The organism is Clostridium sp. AM22-11AC (assembly GCF_003473545.1).
In the GTDB taxonomy this organism is placed as follows: domain Bacteria; phylum Bacillota; class Clostridia; order Lachnospirales; family Lachnospiraceae; genus Enterocloster.
This window is the reverse complement of record NZ_QUCM01000025.1, coordinates 21,486-38,606: the sequence shown is the minus strand read 5'-3', so window position 1 is coordinate 38,606 and position 17,121 is coordinate 21,486. Positions and strand designations below refer to the sequence as shown.

Here is a 17,121-nt window from a genome sequence, read left to right as displayed (position 1 = left end):
AATGAATAAAAATGAAAAAGCCGGTTCCTTTCGGTTTTAGGAAAAATTTACTACAATAAGATCATCAAATGAAAGAAAAGAGAGGGATACGGTTATGAAAAAAAGATTTGTGAGTGTAGCATTGGTAGCTGCATTAGCAGCAGGTACTCTGGCAGGATGTGGAAGTTCATCCTCAGGAGACAACACACAGGCCGCTGCTGGTGGAGAGACAACAGGCAAAGGCGGCAGCTCTGATGAAAACATCACTCTTCGTTTTGCATGGTGGGGCGGTGATGAAAGAAATGAGGCTACCTTAAAGGTGATCGAGCAGTTTGAGGCAGCTCATCCAAACATCACCATTGAAGCTGAGTACGGCGGCAGCGATGGTTACCATGATAAACTGGCAACCCAGCTGGCATCCGGAACAGCAGCAGACATTGTTCAGGTAGACCCGGAAGTGTTCCCAACTTATGTATCTACAGGTGACTACTTCATCGATTATAAAGATTACGATATGGATCTTTCAAACTTCGATGAGAATTACATTTCCCTGGAGATCAACGGACGCTATGATGGAAAGCAGTTAGGACTTCCAACTGGTATTTCCGGTTCCGGTATGCTGGTAAACAAAGACCTGGCAGATGCCATTGGTATTGATTTCTCCCAGCCATATACCTGGAGCGATCTGATCGACATGGGTAAGAAAGTCCGCGAATATGACGACAGCATGTATCTGCTGTGCGCAAACAAAGAATATCTTGTAAACATGGTTGTATTCAACTATGGAAAGCAGCTTCTTGGAAAGACCTTCTTTGACGCAGACACAAAGACACTGAACTTAACAGAAGATGATCTTAAGACGGTATATGAATATGTAAAGCAGCTGTATGATGAAGAAGTAGTTGCACCTGCTTCCTATCAGGCATCTTACACAGGTGACAACCTGCAGTCTGATACCAACTGGATCGCCGGCAAGTATGTAGCAGCTCCAACTTACATCTCTACTATTGATGTTATGGTTGCAGCAAATCCGGAAGCAAACTACATGATGGGACAGCTTCCAGTATTAGACGGCGCTACTGAAAAGGGCTGGGCATCCAATACTCCTCAGGTAATTGCTATTACAAAGACCTGTGAGCATCCGGAAGCAGCAGTAGAGTTTATGAATTACTTCTACAATGATGATACTGCATTAGAGACCTTAGGGGCAACAAGAAGCGTTCCTCCAACAGAGAAAGCAAGAAAGATCTGCTCTGACAAGGGAATTTTAAGTGAGATCACCATGGAAGGTGCTGATATTGCAGCAGCTATGGGCGGAACTCCAAATGATAAGATTTCTTCTTCCCAGGAGTCCAAGACCATTCTTTTTGACTCAGTAGAGACCATTGGTTACGGCGCAAGCACCCCAGAGGAAGCTGCAGCTGATACCATCAACCTGCTGTCTGGTCTGGAGCAGTAATAAGCATTTGATCATAAACAGAGAGTGCCGCAAAAAGGACACGAAAGTATTTTGCGGCGCTCTTTTTCTGCCTATAGGAGGTCATTATGAACAGGAAAAAAAACATGAAAAGGGAATATCAGGCATACCTGTATATCCTTCCCTGGATCTTAGGCTTTGCCATTCTTCAGCTTTATCCTTTTGTTTCATCTTTTATTTATTCTTTTACAGATTATACTGTTGGTGCAAAGGCAACCTTCCAGGGTCTTGCAAACTACAAAAAGTTATTTACCCAGGATAAGGAATTCTGGAATTCTTTAAAAGTAACGATCCTTTTTGCGCTGTATACAGTTCCTGGAAAACTGATCATGGCCTTAGCAGTTGCCATGTTCTTAAACAGAGATTTAAAAGGTATCAACCTGATCCGTACTTTATACTATATTCCGTCTCTTTTTGGCGGAAGTGTAGCAGTAGCACTGTTATGGAGACTGATGTTCCTGGACAATGGTGTGATCAACGCTATTTTAAGCGCCCTTCATCTGCCGGTGATCCAGTGGTTAGGTGATACACGCTATGCACTGCGGACTATATGTATGCTGGAGATATGGCAGTTTGGTTCTTCCATGGTCATGTTCTTGGCAGCATTAAAGCAGGTTCCACGCTCCCTTTACGAAGCAGCAGAGATCGACGGCGCCGGAAAAGTAACACGTTTCTTCCATATTACACTGCCACAGATTTCCCCGATCATTTTCTTCAATCTGATCAACCAGACCATCCAGGCACTGCAGAACTTTACTTCCGCACAGGTCATCACAGAAGGCGGACCGTTAAAGTCCACTTATGTACTGGGACTGAAACTGTACAAAGAAGGTTTCTCCTATTTTAAAATGGGATACGCAAGTGCTATTTCATGGGTCGTATTTGCAGCAATCATGATCTTTACCCTGGCGATCTTCGCATCTTCCAAGCTGTGGGTACATTATGCCGATGAATAAAAGGAGGTAAATTATTATGAAACAGTCAAAACACAGAACTGCCAAACTGGTTCGTGACTATCTGATCATATTTGTGATCGGTGCCGTTTTACTGTATCCGATCATCTGGATGTTCTTTGCATCCTTTAAGTCTAATGACGAGATCTTTGGTTCCATCCGTTTACTGCCTCAGAATTTCAGCTTTAAATATTTTATTGATGGCTGGAAGGGCAGTGGTAAGGCAACTTACACCAACTTCTTTATTAACACCTTTTTACTGGTGATCCCAACTACCATCTTTACAGTTATGTCAAGTGCCCTGGTTGCTTATGGATTTGCCAGATTTCAGTTCCCTGGAAAGAAGATCCTGTTTGTACTGCTTATTGCAATGTTGATGCTGCCAAACTCCGTAGTCATCATTCCTCGTTATACTTTATACAACAAGTTTAACTGGATCAATACTTACATGCCATTTTATGCACCTGCGTTGTTATGCTGTAATGCTTTCTTCCCGTATATGTTGATCCAGTTCCTGAGGGGACTGCCAAGAGATCTGGATGAGTCCGCATACATTGACGGCTGCGGAACCTTCAAGACCTTTACCCATATTTTACTGCCTCTGATGAAGCCGTCATTATTCTCTGCAGGTCTGTTCCAGTTCTTATGGACCTACAATGATTACTTTAACTCACTGGTATTTATCAACTCTGTTAAGAAGTTCCCAATCTCTCTGGCACTTCGTATGTCACTGGATGCGGAGTCTGTTGTACAGTGGGGCAAGGTAATGGCAATGGCTTTCGTAGCAGTTGTTCCTGTTATCCTGCTGTTCTTTGCAGCACAGAGATATTTCGTAGAAGGTATTGCAACCAGCGGTTTAAAGGGTTGATGTATTAGTAAAAAAGTTTAAGAAAATGAGCATGAAAAGGAGAAGCAGAACATGAAAGTAATAAATCCTGTACTTCCCGGTTTTAATCCGGATCCATCCCTGGTGAGAGTGGGAGATGATTATTATATTGCTACATCTACATTTGAATGGTTTCCGGGCATCTGTATCCATCATTCAAAAGATCTGGTAAACTGGGAGATCCTTTCCTATGCTCTTACAGATGAGACTAAATTTGACATAAAGGGAATGGACACTGCCTGCGGCATCTGGGCGCCAAACCTTACTTACGATAATGGTACTTTTTATCTGATCTATACCATTGTATATACTAACCGCCATCGTTTTAAAGATACCCACAATTTTATGGTAACTGCCACAGATCCTCAGGGTCCATGGTCAGACCCCATCCCTCTCAATAAAATGGGCTTTGATCCCTCTCTCTTTCATGATCCTGATGGTACCAAGTGGCTGGTGAACATGCTTTTTGATTACAGATTGGATCACAAACGTTTTGGCGGCGTAGGTGTACAGCAGTACGATCCAAAGACCAAAAAGCTGGTAGGACCGATCTATAATGTATTTAAGGGCAGCAATAAGGGAACCACAGAAGGTCCGAACATTTTCTATCATAATGGCTGGTATTATCTGGTAACAGCAGAAGGAGGCACAGAATTTAAACACTGCGTGACCATGTGCCGTTCCAGGAAACTGACTGGTCCTTATGAGATCAGCCCTTATGCGCCGGTCCTTACATCTTTTGGAAAAGATGTACAGTTAAAACGTGCCGGACATGGCCAGATTATCCAGGGAAAAGATGGAAACTGGTATATGGCTCATCTCTGCTCCAGAAGTCTGGATGACTGCAGTATTGTTGGCCGTGAAACAGCCATCCAGAACATGACTCTTACAGAAGACGGCTGGTTTAAGCTGTCTGCAAATGATACCGCATCTCCGGAAGATTTCTTTGAGGTGCCGGAAGAGGTGGAAGTAAAATCTGCAAAGTCCGGATTTACAGATTTTGGAAAAGTTACAGAGATCCCGTTGGAGTATATGACATTGCGGCAGAGTGCTAAGACCTGCGGCATCACCATTTCTGACGGAAAGTTGCACATTCAGGGTGGAAATTCCCTGGCTTCCAAATATAACCAGGGATTATTAGTCCGCAGACACCAGCATCATTCCTATGATTTTACAGCGAAAATGGAATTTGCTCCAAGAGATTACTGTCATATGGCCGGACTTGTATGCTATTACAATTATGACAATAATTACTATCTGAACATGTCTGTAGACGATGAAGGAAAACCTTATGTAATGGTAAATGTTTCTGTGAATAAAGAGATCTCCCAGAGTGAAAAAGTATATCTGGGAGAAAATAAAGATCCGGTATACTTAAAAGCAGAAGTAAGAGAGCGGAATGTAACCTTTTTCGTTTCCCAGGACGGAATTTCCTATACCCAGGTGGGAGAGGTACTTGATATGAGAAACCTTTCGGATGAACGGGTGGACGGAAATGGATTTGCCGGAGCTATGGTCGGTGTGACCTGTCAGGATCTTCATGGGGATGGGATCCAGGCAGACTTTGAATGGCTGGACTACAGCGTGTGCAGAGAGTAATTAAGAACATGAAATGAAAATGTGAGATAAAAAACACATACCAGCGGGATGGGAAAGTCTCTCAGGTATGTGTTTTTGTTTATTTCTGGCTGTCCCGGTACTGGCTGGGAGTACATCCAAAGTATTTTTTAAACACTTTCATAAAATAAGAAGGTTCCTGATAGCCGGAAAGCAGCGCTACTTTGGAAACGGGAACATTGCTGTTTTTCAGCAGTTTTTCCGATTCACGCATCCGTTCTTCTAAAACCAGGGCTGTAAAATTGCTTCCTGTGATCTGGCGGATCAGGTCGCTGGCATAGGGAATGCTGATGTGAAAATAAGCGGCAACATCAGGCAGAGTGATTCCTGCTAACTGCTGACAGATCAGCTTGCGCAGCTGGACTTCAAAAGAAGCCTGGTCAATATGTGCTTTTTTATGATCCGTATTTTCCAGTAAAAAGCTGGCAATGTCTTCTGTAAGCTGGGAACGCATATTAGAAAAATAATGGTCCGAAGAGACACGCAGCCATTTAAAACAGGAAGGGGAAAAATGTTTTATTTTCTTTATATAGGGATAGGTTTCTTCTGCTTCAGAAACTACCTCATCATCCGGACTGCTGATCCAGAGAATGGATTTTCCAGAGATAGCCTGAAGACAGGAGCCAATGGAAAGCCGTCCGGCACTGCCTTTTATTTCGTTGGTGAGAGTTTCTTCATCTGTACCGTGGATATAAGGAATCCCTTCTTCTAACAGATCATTTAAGTGTTCTCTGTAATCCTCATTTTCAAGTCCAAGAAGATAGATACGCCACAGATCGCAGGGGGCTAAGAATACACCGCCTTTTACCTGAGGACAAAGGGCGATCATACGGGCCGCATTAACACAGCCTAAACTGTGACCGATAAAGAAAATGTGGTTTTTGTCAAAACCATACTGGGTATCATTTAATACAAAATCCAGGACAGCTTTTGTGTCTTCAAAACTTCCCTCAAAGGAAAAATCACCTTCACTTCCCCAACAACCACGATAGAAGAAGATAACAGAAGAGAAGCCGGTCCTGCGTAAAGACTGTGCCAGATCCAGATTTTTCTCATGTCCCGGATAGCCATGGGTGAAGATAAGAACAGGGTGCGGGCCGTTTCCTTCCGCCGTATACACGGTACACAAAATACGTCCTGCCGGTCCATAGACGGCAGGTGCATATAAAGACGCGCCATTTACTGTTTTCATCTGCATTTCCCCTTTGGCAAAGTATATGGGTATTTTAGCATGGGAGAGGAAAAATGTCAAAAAGATGTCAAAAAGGGAAGAGAAGTACTTCAGGCGACAGCAGGAGAGCAGAAACAGAAAATTCCCCGCTGCGTATCAGCGGGGAACCATAAAGAAATCATATTATTTTGCCAGATCTTTAAAAAACTCTGTTACAACATCAGAAACCTCCAGGCGGTAATCTGAGAAGAAGTGATCCGTAGGATATTCAAGAACCTGGATATTTCCACCGCCCAGGGCATCGATCCCGTCTAATAAAGGCTGTAAATGATCTTTTTTCGGTGTACAGATATCCAGTGATCCGGTGATACATAATAACGGCTTTTTGGAAAGAGCAGCAGCCTGATATTCTAAGGCATATTCTTTCTCATGCTCGGTAGCCTCTTTGTAAAGGCATCCTTTTGTAAGGCCTGTCAGCCAGTTTACACTGTCATTTAATACATCTTCCAGGACTTTTGCGTTTTCAGGGTCACTTTGGGCGATCTTTCCGATCCGTCCTACATTACAGGGCATTAAAAGAACAGCACCTTTGATCTCCGGTCTTCTTGCTGCGATCTGTCCGCAGACAAAACCGCCCAGGCTGTGGCCTGCTGCATAGATCTTATCTTTATCAAAGCCATAAGTTGTGTCGTTTAAAATAAAATCAAGAACTGTTTCAGCGTCATCCAGATCATTTTGCAGGGAATAATTTCCGCTGCTTCCCCAACTGCCGCTGTAGTGGAATGTCATTACGTGAAAGCCGGCCCGTCTAAATGCCTGTGCAAGATCCAGGTTCTGTTCACTTCCGGGAATACCATGGAGAAGGAGGATAGTAGGATGGGGACCTTCACCCCCTGCCGTGTATAAGGTAGCAAGGAGCTTTCCATGTTTTCCGGGAATTATGATACCATAAAGATCGGGCCGGCTACAACAGGCGCCGAAATGAGTTTCTTTCGCATTCGTATTTTTACAACACATATAAACGGTCCTTTCTGACGTAATTCATGTCTTTAAAAGAACAGACCTAAAATTTGTTCTTATATCATTCTTTGTTCTGTTCTGCTTCAGCAAGTTCTTTGTTTAAGTCTCTCTTATACCAGTCTTTTCCGTACAGGAAACGGGAAACCAGCATAGAAGCAACTGTATCGCCGCAGGAGTTGATCAGAGTACAGCCTGCATCAAACAGCTGTGTCATCATCATCAGTACCGGAAGGGCGATAACAGGGAAACCAAAGGAAGAGATCAGCATGGTCTCCATAGCAGCACCGCCGCCGGGAACAGAAGATACAGCAACAGAAGCACATACAGCAATGGTCAGTGCAAAGGCATAATCACCAATGCTTCTGAATGGATGTCCAAATAAGGTGCAGCAAAGTACGATCTCGTAAATAGTAGCAAGGCAGGCACCATCCATATGGCAGGTAGCACCAACAGGTACAACAACGGAACTTACAACTCTTGGAACACCTAATTTATCGCAGGCATCCAGCTGCATCGGAAGGGCAGCAGCAGAAGAACGGGTACCAAGTGCAGTCAGTGCAGGTGTTAAGATTTCTTTGAAATAATGTTTTACGCCCCATGGACCGGCAGCGATAAATGCATAAAGTCCAAGAAATACAAAGAAATAAACAAAAACAGTAGGATAATAAATTAAAAGTCCACGTCCATAGCTTTTTAACAGATCGGAACCATATGTACCGGTCAGGTTTGCGAAATAAGCCATCAGACCTAAAGGAGCAGCTTTCATTAAGATTGCTACCATTTTGTAGAATACCAGGGACATGTTGTTTAACCAGTTTGCAATTTCACGGCCTTTTTCACCAAGGGAAGAAACGGTGACACCAAAGAATACAGTAAATACGATCAGTGCCAGGATATGTCCTCTGGAAATGACATCCGGGAAGTCACCAACTGTAAAAGTATTAACGATCTGGTCACCGATACTGGAAGCAGCTGCCTGTGCAGTAGCATCACCAGCGCCTAACTGAACGGAAGTATCGACACCAAAGATGCCCAATACTACAAACATAAAACTTCCGGCAATGGCTGCAGTCACTACGAAGATCACCAGTGTAAATCCCAGCAGCTTTCCAACGCTCTTTGTATCGCTGATATTAGCGATAGAACTGGAAATTGAGAAGAAAAGCAGCGGAACCAGCAGTACAAACAGCAGGTTCAACCAGATCTGGCCAATTGGATACAGGAATGACGCTTTTTCTCCCATCACCATTCCGATGATGGCGCCTAAAATAACAAAGGCAATAAGGATCAGTGGTTCACGGTAGGCAGAAGCCTGTTTCTTTTTTTCACCCATAGATAATTCCCTCCTTAGAATATTTATGTTACACACACTATAAGAGTTTTCAGACAACTTTTCAATCAACAATTATAGCAATTGAACTGTAATATTTTAAGATATAATGTGTCCAAAAGAAAAATAAGCGACACCGAAGGTGGCATTTATTTTTCTTGGACCATTAACGAACAAATCGTCTGTGTAAGCAGACAGTAGAGCGCAAAGTGCGGAATTTGTGAGTGCAGTTTGAAATTTTATTGATAATATCAGAATTTTCTGAATGTTTGAAATCCTATTGACTTGAAGTCAACTTCAAGCTGTATACTTAAACCAGATACAGACTTTATGTATAAAAAATGTATAGTAAAAAACGTATATATAATAGGAGGAAACACTTCATGAGCAATGTAAAACCAGTACCTGGAACAAATGGAAACCAGTATATCCCTTACGATCAGAGAACAGGGGAAGAGTCTGTGGTATATTTCACCAGGGACCTGTCTGCTGCCGGTTTAAAGAAGATCTATGACCGTATCCAGTCCCGTATTACCGGCAAGACCGGCATAAAGCTGCACACCGGCGAAAAGAATGGCCCAAACATCATTCCTCGTCCATGGGTAAAAGAACTGATGGCAGATAAGATGGATGACGCAGTGATCGTTGAGACCAATACTTATTATGAAGGCGACCGTTATACTACAGAGCAGCACAGAGAGACCTTAAAGGTAAATGGCTGGACCTTCTGCCCGGTAGATATTATGGATAAAGATGGAACTGCCATGCTTCCTGTAAAGAACGGAAAGTGGTTTACAGAGATGTCTGTGGGTAGAAATCTGTTAAATTATGAGTCCCTTCTGGTACTGACTCACTTTAAGGGCCATGTAATGGGCGGTTTTGGCGGATCCAACAAGAACATTGGTATCGGCTGTGCAGACGGACGTATTGGTAAGGCTATGATTCATACAGTAGAAGGTTCTGACAATATGTGGAGTATTGCAGAAGAAGAACTGATGGAACGTATCACCGAATCCACCAAGTCTGTTGTAGATCATTTTGGCGAGCATATCGCATTTATCAATGTAATGCGCAACATGTCCCTTTCCTGTGACTGCGAAGGTGTTGCAGCTCTCCCTGTTGTAACTCCTGACGTAGGTATTGTAGCTTCCTTAGACATCCTTGCAGCAGACCAGGTATGTGTAGATATGATCTATGCAATGAAGGAAAATGACCACAAAGACCTGATCGAGCGTATGGAAAGCAGACACAGCTTAAGACAGCTTTCTTATATGAAGGAAATGGGAATGGGAAATAACCGCTATAAACTGATCGACCTGGATAATGAAGATGCAGTGATCGATGCAGCAGCTGCTGTAGACGGTGTGGTTCCATTTGGACAGGTGAGAAAAATTCATTATGCAAAATAATCATAAGATAAATTGCGGTCGGGAAATAAAGACAACAGGATCAAAATGTGCTATGATAAGTGAAGTCTGAAAAGATGGGCGTTAAAATCTGAGATGAGGTTAAAACAATGGATTATCAAGCATTAGAAGAGCATATTAAAGATTCTGTTATGGAAGAGCAGGCGAAGCTGGGATTTCGCAAAGAAGTGATCCGGTTGTATTACCCTGTGGGCATGTTAAATAATCTGTTTGGCACTGCCTGTGATGCAGAAGAAATGCAGCAGGCTCTTGCAGGATTTACAGATTTTGCAAAAGAGCGGCTGGGAGAAGTGACCATCACCCACAAGAAAGACCGTTTCTGTCTGCTCCTTCCGGAAGAAACAAGTATTTATGTTCATGAACATAAAAAAGAAAATGAATTTATCCACCAGCTGGTAAAACTGATCGCTTCCCATGAAACGGATATGGAACAGGTGAAAAAGCTGTTTGAGCAGCAGCCGTTTCCAAGTGTGGTGGAACAGACGACAGGCGGGGAGTTTGATACAGTCATCCACTTTACACAGGGAGATGACAGATATTATTACTGCTTTAAAGATGAGGGCTTTCATATTACCTATCATCGTTTTCTGCCGGCGGACTATAAAGATTTAGGAGTGTAGCGAAAACTACACTCCTTTTTTGCATAACTTGATACAGTCTTTTAACCATTTGCAGTTTGTTTCTTCCCTTAAAACAGCCCCATGAAGAACCAGATAATCGGCAAAGTCATTTTCATCTTCCGGTGGGATACTGGAAAATTTTCCCATATTTCCTTTCAGATGGGCCAGCTTTTCTTCATGTTGTTTTAACTGGTCTGTCAGCAGTGCCATTCGTTTTTCCGGGGATAATGCGCCTGAAAAGAAGAGCTGCAGGCGGAATTCATCCTTTGGCACAGGCTTTAAAGGATTTAAACTTTCTTCCCATTTATAAAAATCTTCCCGGCCCTTTTCCGTAATGGAATAAACCTTTTTCTCCAGAACATTTCCTGTGATCTCTACCTCGTACCGGACCAGACCATTTTCAGAAAGGCTTTTTAATTCCGGATAGATCTGGCTGTGTTTGGCATTCCAGAATTCAAAAAGAGTAGTTTCAAATTCCTTTGACAGGTCGTATCCAGTCATATTTTTTCTATTTAACAATCCCAAAATGGCATATTTTAAAGTTCCCATATTTTTAAATCCCTTCATTATAAAAGTGTGAAAGTATATTTCATGCTATCAGCAGTATATCATACAAATTCTTTCTGTGCCATAGAAAAATATATGTATTTTTAAACATGTAAATATTGACATGTTTATATGATGGTGTTACCATAGAAAAAGACATGTTCCAAAAGGAGCAGATAAAGAAAAATAAGCAGGAAAGGGAACAAGAATTATGAAACGTACAAAAGCAGAACAGGTAAAGCGGTATCTTATCTTTTTAGTGGGCCTGTTTGTAAACTCGTTGGGCGTCAGCCTGATCACCAAGGGAAATCTGGGAACTTCCCCTATTTCTTCTATTCCTTATGTACTCAGCCTGAATTTCCCATTTTCTCTGGGAAACTTCACCATTGTATTCAGTTTGCTTCTGATCTTTCTTCAGTTTTTACTTTTGGGAAAGAATTTTAAGGCAGAACATTTATTGCAGATCCCGGTATCTATGGCATTTGGCTACTTTATTGATATGTCCATGATCCTTCTGGGATTTGTTCATCCGGTATCCTATATTTCAAAAGTCCTGGGACTTCTGATCGGCTGTCTGGTCCTTGGCGTTGGCGTATATATGGAAGTGCTGGCAGATGTAGTTATGCTTCCGGGAGAGTCTTTTGTAAGAGCCGTGGTATTCCGCATCCATTCTGAATTTGGTTTTACAAAGGTCTGTTTTGATGTTTCCATGGCAGTGATCGCAGCAGTTCTTTCATTCCTCCTTTCCGGTCATTTAGAGGGTGTACGTGAAGGTACTATTGTGGCAGCCGTTTTAGTTGGCTTTATTGCAAGAAGTATTGGAAAACGTCTTTCTTTCCTTCCTGTGCTTATTTACGGAGATGATAAAAAGGAAGAAGAGAAGATCGAAGAAGAATTGAATGACATTGTATGAACCCAAAAGAAAAACAAGCGACACCGCAGGTGGCATTTGTTTTTCTTGGGTCATTCATGAACGAACCGCCTGCGATAGCAGGCAGTAGAGCGTGATAGCGCGAGTTCGTGAATTGATAAAAAAGGAGAGAAAATATTATGACACACAAATTTCCACATCTTTGCAGTCCCATCACCATTGCAGGACGCACCTTTTCCAACCGTATGTTTTCCGCACCAATGGGCGGAACAGATATTACCAATGACGGTTGTATCGGACCAAAATCTACCGCCTTTTATGAGCTTCGTGCCAAGGGCGGCGCAGCAGCTGTAACGGTCAGCGAATGTATGGTCCATCCGGAGACAGACGGTTCCCATGCATATCATCTGGATACCACTATTTTAAATTCCCTGGCAGCAGCTACCTATACAGCAGATGCCATTTCCCGTCACGGAGCAGCAGCCAGCCTGGAACTGTCCCATTCCGGTATGTATGCAGGAACCTATATGACGGATAAGTCCAGACAGCATGAAATGTGCCAGTGGGGCGCTTCTGATACGGTACGTGCAGATGGCGTAAAGGTTAAGTCTTTAAGCAAAGACCAGATCAAGGACATTGTAGCTTCCTATGGAAAAGTAGCAGGTCTTGCAAAACGTGCAGGTTTTGAGATGATCCTGATCCACGGCGGACATGGCTGGCTGATCAACCAGTTTTTATCCCCGTATTTTAACCACAGAACCGATGAATATGGCGGCTCCCTGGAAAACCGCTGCCGTCTGGCAAGTGAGATCTTAGACGCAGTCCGTGAAGCAGTAGGACCTGCATTCCCTATTGAGTTCCGTTTAAGCGGCTCTGAGCTGTTTGAAGGCGGCTATGACCTGGAAGAAGGCGTGCGCATCGCTATGCAGCTGGAGTCCAAGATCGACCTGCTCCATGTATCTGCAGGCACTTACCAGAGAGGTTTTGGAGATACCCATCCGTCTATGTTTAAGGAACACGGATGTAATGTATATCTGGCAGCAGAGATCAAAAAACATGTTTCTATTCCGGTTGCAACACTGGGCGGCTTAAATGACCCGGCACAGATGGAAGAGATCATTGCTTCCGGCAAGGCAGATGTAGTTTATATGGCCCGCGCCCTTTTGGCAGATCCATTCCTTCCAAGAAAAGTCATGGAAAACAGGGATGAGGACATTGTCCGCTGCCTGCGCTGTTTTACCTGTATGGCAGAACGTGCAGCTACTTCCACCAGAAGATGTACCGTAAACCCATTGATCGGAAGAGAAATGGAAGGGGACGAAGTACAGCCGGCACCTGTAAAGAAGAAAGTTTTAGTAGCAGGAGGCGGCCCGGGCGGTCTGTATGCAGCATGGACAGCAGCCAGAAGAAGCCATCAGGTTATCTTATGTGAAAAAGAAGAGGAATTGGGCGGTATCTTAAAAAGTGAGATCGCCATTCCATTTAAGAAAGAAATGTACCAGCTGACAGAAACCTATGCACGTTTTGCAAGACAGAGCGGTGTAGAGATCCGTTTAGGATGCGAAGTGACACCTGAATATGTGGAAAAAGAGGCACCGGATGCCCTGATCATCGCTGTTGGCTCCAGACCACTGGTTCCGCCGATCCCTGGAATTAAGGGCGAAAATGTGATCATCGTCAATGAGCTGTATAAAAACCAGGACAGAGTAGCTGATAAAGTGGCTGTTATGGGCGGCGGCCTGGCCGGCTGTGAATGTGCCATCCATTTAGGTATGGAAGGAAAAGAAGTACACCTGATCGAAATGCGGGATGAACTGGCTGTAGATGCCAATGTGCGTCACCGTCCGCTGCTGTTAAAAGAAATTGAGAAATATGTTCATGTCCATACAGGATGTCGCGTAGAAGAAGTAACTGCAGATGGTGTCCGCTGCAGGGATAAAGATGGCAATGAGCTGATGGTGGGAGCCCAGACTGTGATCTGTGCCCTTGGACAGAGAGGCAGAACGGATGTTGTAGAAGCTCTCAGAAACGGTGCGCCATTTGTCCGTGTGATCGGAGATGCGAGAAAAGTTTCTACTATCACAAATGCTGTATATCAGGGGTATCATGCAGCACTGGATATTTAAAATCAATTTATAAAGTTCGATCCTATGATCATATTGCATAAAGTTTTATAGTTTTGGTAAAAATACTCTCAGTCATTACAGGAGAACATACCTGTGGCTGGGAGTATTTTTTGATTGTTACGGTTCAAACCAGCGCATAGGGGAATGGTAACTGTGATATTGACATTTTGCCCAAAAAGTTATACTATCAATACAGTGTATGTAGTAATCAATACTATATATTAAAGCAATATTTAACGAAAATGATGGTAATAATAAAAATATCGATATTCAAAGTATAATAAGAGAATGAGAAAGGCAGGTTTAAACCATGAACAAGAAAGTTTTACGTGCAGGAGCTGTATCCGCAGTAGCAGCAGGTATTGGAGCAGCAGCTGTTATGGCAGGAAAGCGCCGCAGTAAAAAAGAAGAGGAAAACAGTGACTACCGCAATACAGAACTTGGTAAGTTTGCGAAAAACAGCAAGGGTATTTATTATACCAATGGTAACTATGAGGCTTTTGCAAGACCGGAAAAGCCGGAAGGAATTGAAGAAAAGAGCGCTTATTTAGTAGGAAGCGGTCTGGCAGCACTGGCAGCAGCCTGCTTTTTAGTAAGAGACGCCCAGATGCCTGGAAAAAATATCCATATTTTAGAGGCTATGGACGTAGCCGGTGGTGCATGTGACGGTATCGACGATCCAACCAGAGGTTATGTAATGCGTGGTGGCCGTGAGATGGAAGATCATTTTGAGTGCTTATGGGATCTGTTCCGCAGCATTCCTTCCCTGGAAGTACCTAATGCTTCTGTACTGGATGAATATTACTGGTTAAATAAACATGACCCTAACTACTCTCTGTGCCGTGCTACGGAAAAACGTGGCGAAGATGCCCATACAGACGGTAAATTCCGTTTAAGCCAGAAGGGCAGTATGGAGATCATGAAGCTGTTCTTTACAAGAGATGAGGATCTGTATGACAAGTCTATTGAAGATTTCTTTGATGATGAAGTATTTGGCTCTGATTTCTGGCTGTACTGGCGCACTATGTTTGCTTTTGAAAACTGGCACAGTGCCCTGGAGATGAAGCGTTATTTCCAGCGTTTTATCCATCATATTGGTGGTCTGCCTGATTTCTCTGCACTGAAATTTACACGTTACAATCAGTATGAGTCCCTGATCCTTCCAATGCAGAAATATCTGGAAGCAGCAGGCGTACAGATCCAGTTTGGAACCAGTGTTACCAATGTGCGTTTTGACATTGAAGGGGAAAAGAAGACTGCAAAAGCCATTGAATATGTAAAAGACGGTAATAAAGGCGAGATCGCGTTAACAGAAAATGATCTGGTATTTATCACAAACGGAAGCTGTACAGAAGGTACGATCTACGGTGACCAGGACCATGCTCCTGTAGGGGATGCAGAAGTTCGCACCAGTGGATGCTGGAGCCTGTGGAAGAATATTGCAGCCCAGGACGAGTCCTTTGGACATCCTGAAAAGTTCTGTTCTGACATTGCAAAGACAAACTGGGAGTCTGCAACTGTTACAACCTCTGATGAAAAGATCATTTCCTATATCCAGAAGATCTGTAAGAGAGATCCGAGAACCGGTAAAGTTGTTACCGGCGGTATTGTAAGCTGCAAGGACTCTAGCTGGCTGTTAAGCTGGACTATCAACCGCCAGGGTCAGTTTAAAGCACAGAAGAAAGATGAGATCTGTGTATGGGTATACAGCCTGTTTACCGATGTTCCAGGCGATTATATCAAGAAGCCAATGAAAGAGTGTAATGGTAAGGAGATCACAGCAGAGTGGCTGTATCATCTGGGTATTCCTACAGAAGAGATCGATGATCTGGCAGCAAACCATGCAAACTGTACTCCGACCATGATGCCATATATCACAGCTTTCTTTATGCCAAGAAGCGCAGGGGACAGACCGGACGTTATCCCGGATGGCTGCGTAAACGCTGCATTCTTAGGTCAGTTTGCTGAAACACCAAGAGATACGATTTTCACTACGGAGTATTCTGTACGTACTGCAATGGAAGCTGTATACGGACTTTGCGGTGTAGACCGTGGTGTTCCTGAGGTCTGGGGAAGCGTATACGATGTGAGAGATCTGTTAGACAGTACTGTAAAGCTGATGGACGGAAAATCTCCGCTGGAAATGAAGCTGCCTCTGCCACTGGAACTGCTTAAGAAACCTCTGCTTAGAAAGATCGATAAGACAGTCGTTGGAAAACTGTTAAGAGACCACAATGTGATCAAAGACTGGATGTTATAAAGAAGAAAAGTAATCGGGAAAGACGCGCCTGCGGGCGCGTTTTTCTGTTGCAAAAAGGTGGCCAATATGCAAAAACCCGCCTGGCAGGGCGGGTTCCGTTTGTTTCATGACATATCCCCATTTACAGGGACAGGGATTTTTGATATTTTATGCAATTGCATTTGACAGCGGTTTTTCAATGCACCGTCTCCACTGTTTTACTAACTGGCCAACTACCAGGGCATTGATCAGTGTTCCTTCTCTGACTCCGTTTAACTTATGGAAACAGATCAGTGCCAGGATCATTGCCAGAATGGTAAGGGTGCTGTCAAAACCTACTTTTACATTTCCGAATATAAAGCCGGTCTTTTTAGCAAGGGCGCGAACAAATGCCTCTGCCGGAAGCATGATCACATCTGCAATAACCTCAAAGCTGATGCCAAGGGACATGATGATACATCCGATGACCAGGTAGACAAAAGAGTCACCCCAGGGACCGCCGAAACGGGTAGGAATGATGGCCATGGCCTTGTCAATGCAGAAACTGAAAAAGAAAGTAATCGGGATCTGCAAAGCCTGTTCTACGCTGAAACGCTTTCTTAAGAGTGCTTCACAGATCAGGAAGATCATATTAAACAGAAAGGTAAAAAATCCCATTGATACAGGTGTTACCAGACTGAGCACGAAAGGAAGCCCTGAAACCGGTGAAGTCCCCAGACCCGCACGGGTGATAAAGGCAATTCCTGTTGCACATAAGATGACTCCTGTTAAAAACAGACAATAACGCTTACAGACTGATTGAAACGACATAATAAATTCTCCTGTTCTTTCACACATATTTTATTTTCCCCAGGCCATG

14 protein-coding genes are annotated in these 17,121 nt (G+C 43.4%); 9 read left to right on the top strand and 5 right to left on the bottom strand.

Going from position 1 to position 17,121, the window contains the following annotated elements:
- Positions 1-94: 94 nt before the first annotated feature.
- From DW251_RS15595 to DW251_RS15580, 4 genes are all read left to right on the top strand, one after another.
- Positions 95-1,438 carry an extracellular solute-binding protein gene (locus DW251_RS15595; protein ID WP_118301680.1) on the top strand — a complete coding sequence of 448 codons (1,344 nt, stop codon included), beginning with the start codon at positions 95-97 and terminating at the stop codon, positions 1,436-1,438.
- Between the two features lie 86 nt (positions 1,439-1,524).
- Positions 1,525-2,412 (top strand): sugar ABC transporter permease, encoded by an 888-nt coding sequence (locus DW251_RS15590; protein WP_118301679.1) that lies wholly within the window; start codon positions 1,525-1,527, stop codon positions 2,410-2,412.
- Between the two features lie 16 nt (positions 2,413-2,428).
- Entirely contained in the window at positions 2,429-3,277 is an 849-nt protein-coding gene (locus tag DW251_RS15585; protein WP_021869521.1) for a carbohydrate ABC transporter permease, read from the top strand.
- Between the two features lie 51 nt (positions 3,278-3,328).
- Complete coding sequence (locus DW251_RS15580) at positions 3,329-4,894, top strand: glycoside hydrolase family 43 protein (RefSeq protein ID WP_118301678.1); 1,566 nt, start codon at positions 3,329-3,331, stop codon at positions 4,892-4,894.
- Positions 4,895-4,973: 79 nt separating this feature from the next.
- On the opposite strand, the gene DW251_RS15575 is transcribed toward DW251_RS15580, so the two are convergent.
- From DW251_RS15575 to DW251_RS15565, 3 genes are all read right to left on the bottom strand, one after another.
- Complete coding sequence (locus DW251_RS15575) at positions 4,974-6,104, bottom strand: alpha/beta fold hydrolase (protein WP_182433641.1); 1,131 nt, start codon at positions 6,102-6,104, stop codon at positions 4,974-4,976.
- 162 nt (positions 6,105-6,266) lie between these two features.
- The gene (locus tag DW251_RS15570) at positions 6,267-7,100 is read right to left on the bottom strand and encodes an alpha/beta fold hydrolase (RefSeq protein ID WP_021869524.1); all 834 of its coding nucleotides are present in this window, start codon (positions 7,098-7,100) and stop codon (positions 6,267-6,269) included.
- Between the two features lie 64 nt (positions 7,101-7,164).
- The gene (locus tag DW251_RS15565) at positions 7,165-8,436 is read right to left on the bottom strand and encodes a cation:dicarboxylase symporter family transporter (RefSeq protein WP_021869525.1); all 1,272 of its coding nucleotides are present in this window, start codon (positions 8,434-8,436) and stop codon (positions 7,165-7,167) included.
- A gap of 380 nt (positions 8,437-8,816) precedes the next feature.
- Here DW251_RS15565 and DW251_RS15560 point away from each other — a divergent pair, with 380 nt between their 5' ends.
- Positions 8,817-9,842, top strand: a complete 1,026-nt coding sequence (locus tag DW251_RS15560) for a DUF362 domain-containing protein (RefSeq protein ID WP_118301676.1) — start codon at positions 8,817-8,819, stop codon at positions 9,840-9,842.
- A gap of 107 nt (positions 9,843-9,949) precedes the next feature.
- On the top strand, positions 9,950-10,480 hold the full coding sequence (locus DW251_RS15555) for a DUF3877 family protein (RefSeq protein ID WP_118301675.1): 531 nt from the start codon (positions 9,950-9,952) through the stop codon (positions 10,478-10,480).
- Positions 10,481-10,486: 6 nt separating this feature from the next.
- Here DW251_RS15555 and DW251_RS15550 read toward each other — a convergent pair whose 3' ends face one another.
- Positions 10,487-11,029, bottom strand: a complete 543-nt coding sequence (locus DW251_RS15550) for a PadR family transcriptional regulator (RefSeq protein WP_021869528.1) — start codon at positions 11,027-11,029, stop codon at positions 10,487-10,489.
- Positions 11,030-11,237: 208 nt separating this feature from the next.
- Here DW251_RS15550 and DW251_RS15545 point away from each other — a divergent pair, with 208 nt between their 5' ends.
- The 3 genes from DW251_RS15545 (at position 11,238) to DW251_RS15535 (ending at position 16,283) form a co-directional block, all read left to right on the top strand.
- Positions 11,238-11,939, top strand: a complete 702-nt coding sequence (locus DW251_RS15545; protein ID WP_021869529.1) for a DUF6198 family protein — start codon at positions 11,238-11,240, stop codon at positions 11,937-11,939.
- 137 nt (positions 11,940-12,076) lie between these two features.
- A complete protein-coding gene (locus tag DW251_RS15540; protein WP_118301674.1) occupies positions 12,077-14,023 on the top strand; it encodes an NAD(P)/FAD-dependent oxidoreductase in 1,947 nt (648 codons plus the stop codon).
- A gap of 310 nt (positions 14,024-14,333) precedes the next feature.
- Entirely contained in the window at positions 14,334-16,283 is a 1,950-nt protein-coding gene (locus DW251_RS15535) for an oleate hydratase (protein ID WP_118301673.1), read from the top strand.
- Between the two features lie 147 nt (positions 16,284-16,430).
- On the opposite strand, the gene DW251_RS15530 is transcribed toward DW251_RS15535, so the two are convergent.
- Positions 16,431-17,072, bottom strand: a complete 642-nt coding sequence (locus DW251_RS15530; RefSeq protein ID WP_021869532.1) for a DUF6198 family protein — start codon at positions 17,070-17,072, stop codon at positions 16,431-16,433.
- Positions 17,073-17,121 lie beyond the last annotated feature (49 nt).

Bases quoted from the DNA above. Each gene is read 5' to 3' on its own strand.
- DW251_RS15595 (WP_118301680.1), top strand. From the start codon at position 95: ATGAAAAAAAGATTTGTGAGTGTAGCATTGGTAGCTGCATTAGCAGCA.
- DW251_RS15590 (WP_118301679.1), top strand. From the start codon at position 1,525: ATGAACAGGAAAAAAAACATGAAAAGGGAATATCAGGCATACCTGTAT.
- DW251_RS15585 (WP_021869521.1), top strand. From the start codon at position 2,429: ATGAAACAGTCAAAACACAGAACTGCCAAACTGGTTCGTGACTATCTG.
- DW251_RS15580 (WP_118301678.1), top strand. From the start codon at position 3,329: ATGAAAGTAATAAATCCTGTACTTCCCGGTTTTAATCCGGATCCATCC.
- DW251_RS15575 (WP_182433641.1), bottom strand. From the start codon at position 6,104: ATGAAAACAGTAAATGGCGCGTCTTTATATGCACCTGCCGTCTATGGA.
- DW251_RS15570 (WP_021869524.1), bottom strand. From the start codon at position 7,100: ATGTGTTGTAAAAATACGAATGCGAAAGAAACTCATTTCGGCGCCTGT.
- DW251_RS15565 (WP_021869525.1), bottom strand. From the start codon at position 8,436: ATGGGTGAAAAAAAGAAACAGGCTTCTGCCTACCGTGAACCACTGATC.
- DW251_RS15560 (WP_118301676.1), top strand. From the start codon at position 8,817: ATGAGCAATGTAAAACCAGTACCTGGAACAAATGGAAACCAGTATATC.
- DW251_RS15555 (WP_118301675.1), top strand. From the start codon at position 9,950: ATGGATTATCAAGCATTAGAAGAGCATATTAAAGATTCTGTTATGGAA.
- DW251_RS15550 (WP_021869528.1), bottom strand. From the start codon at position 11,029: ATGGGAACTTTAAAATATGCCATTTTGGGATTGTTAAATAGAAAAAAT.
- DW251_RS15545 (WP_021869529.1), top strand. From the start codon at position 11,238: ATGAAACGTACAAAAGCAGAACAGGTAAAGCGGTATCTTATCTTTTTA.
- DW251_RS15540 (WP_118301674.1), top strand. From the start codon at position 12,077: ATGACACACAAATTTCCACATCTTTGCAGTCCCATCACCATTGCAGGA.
- DW251_RS15535 (WP_118301673.1), top strand. From the start codon at position 14,334: ATGAACAAGAAAGTTTTACGTGCAGGAGCTGTATCCGCAGTAGCAGCA.
- DW251_RS15530 (WP_021869532.1), bottom strand. From the start codon at position 17,072: ATGTCGTTTCAATCAGTCTGTAAGCGTTATTGTCTGTTTTTAACAGGA.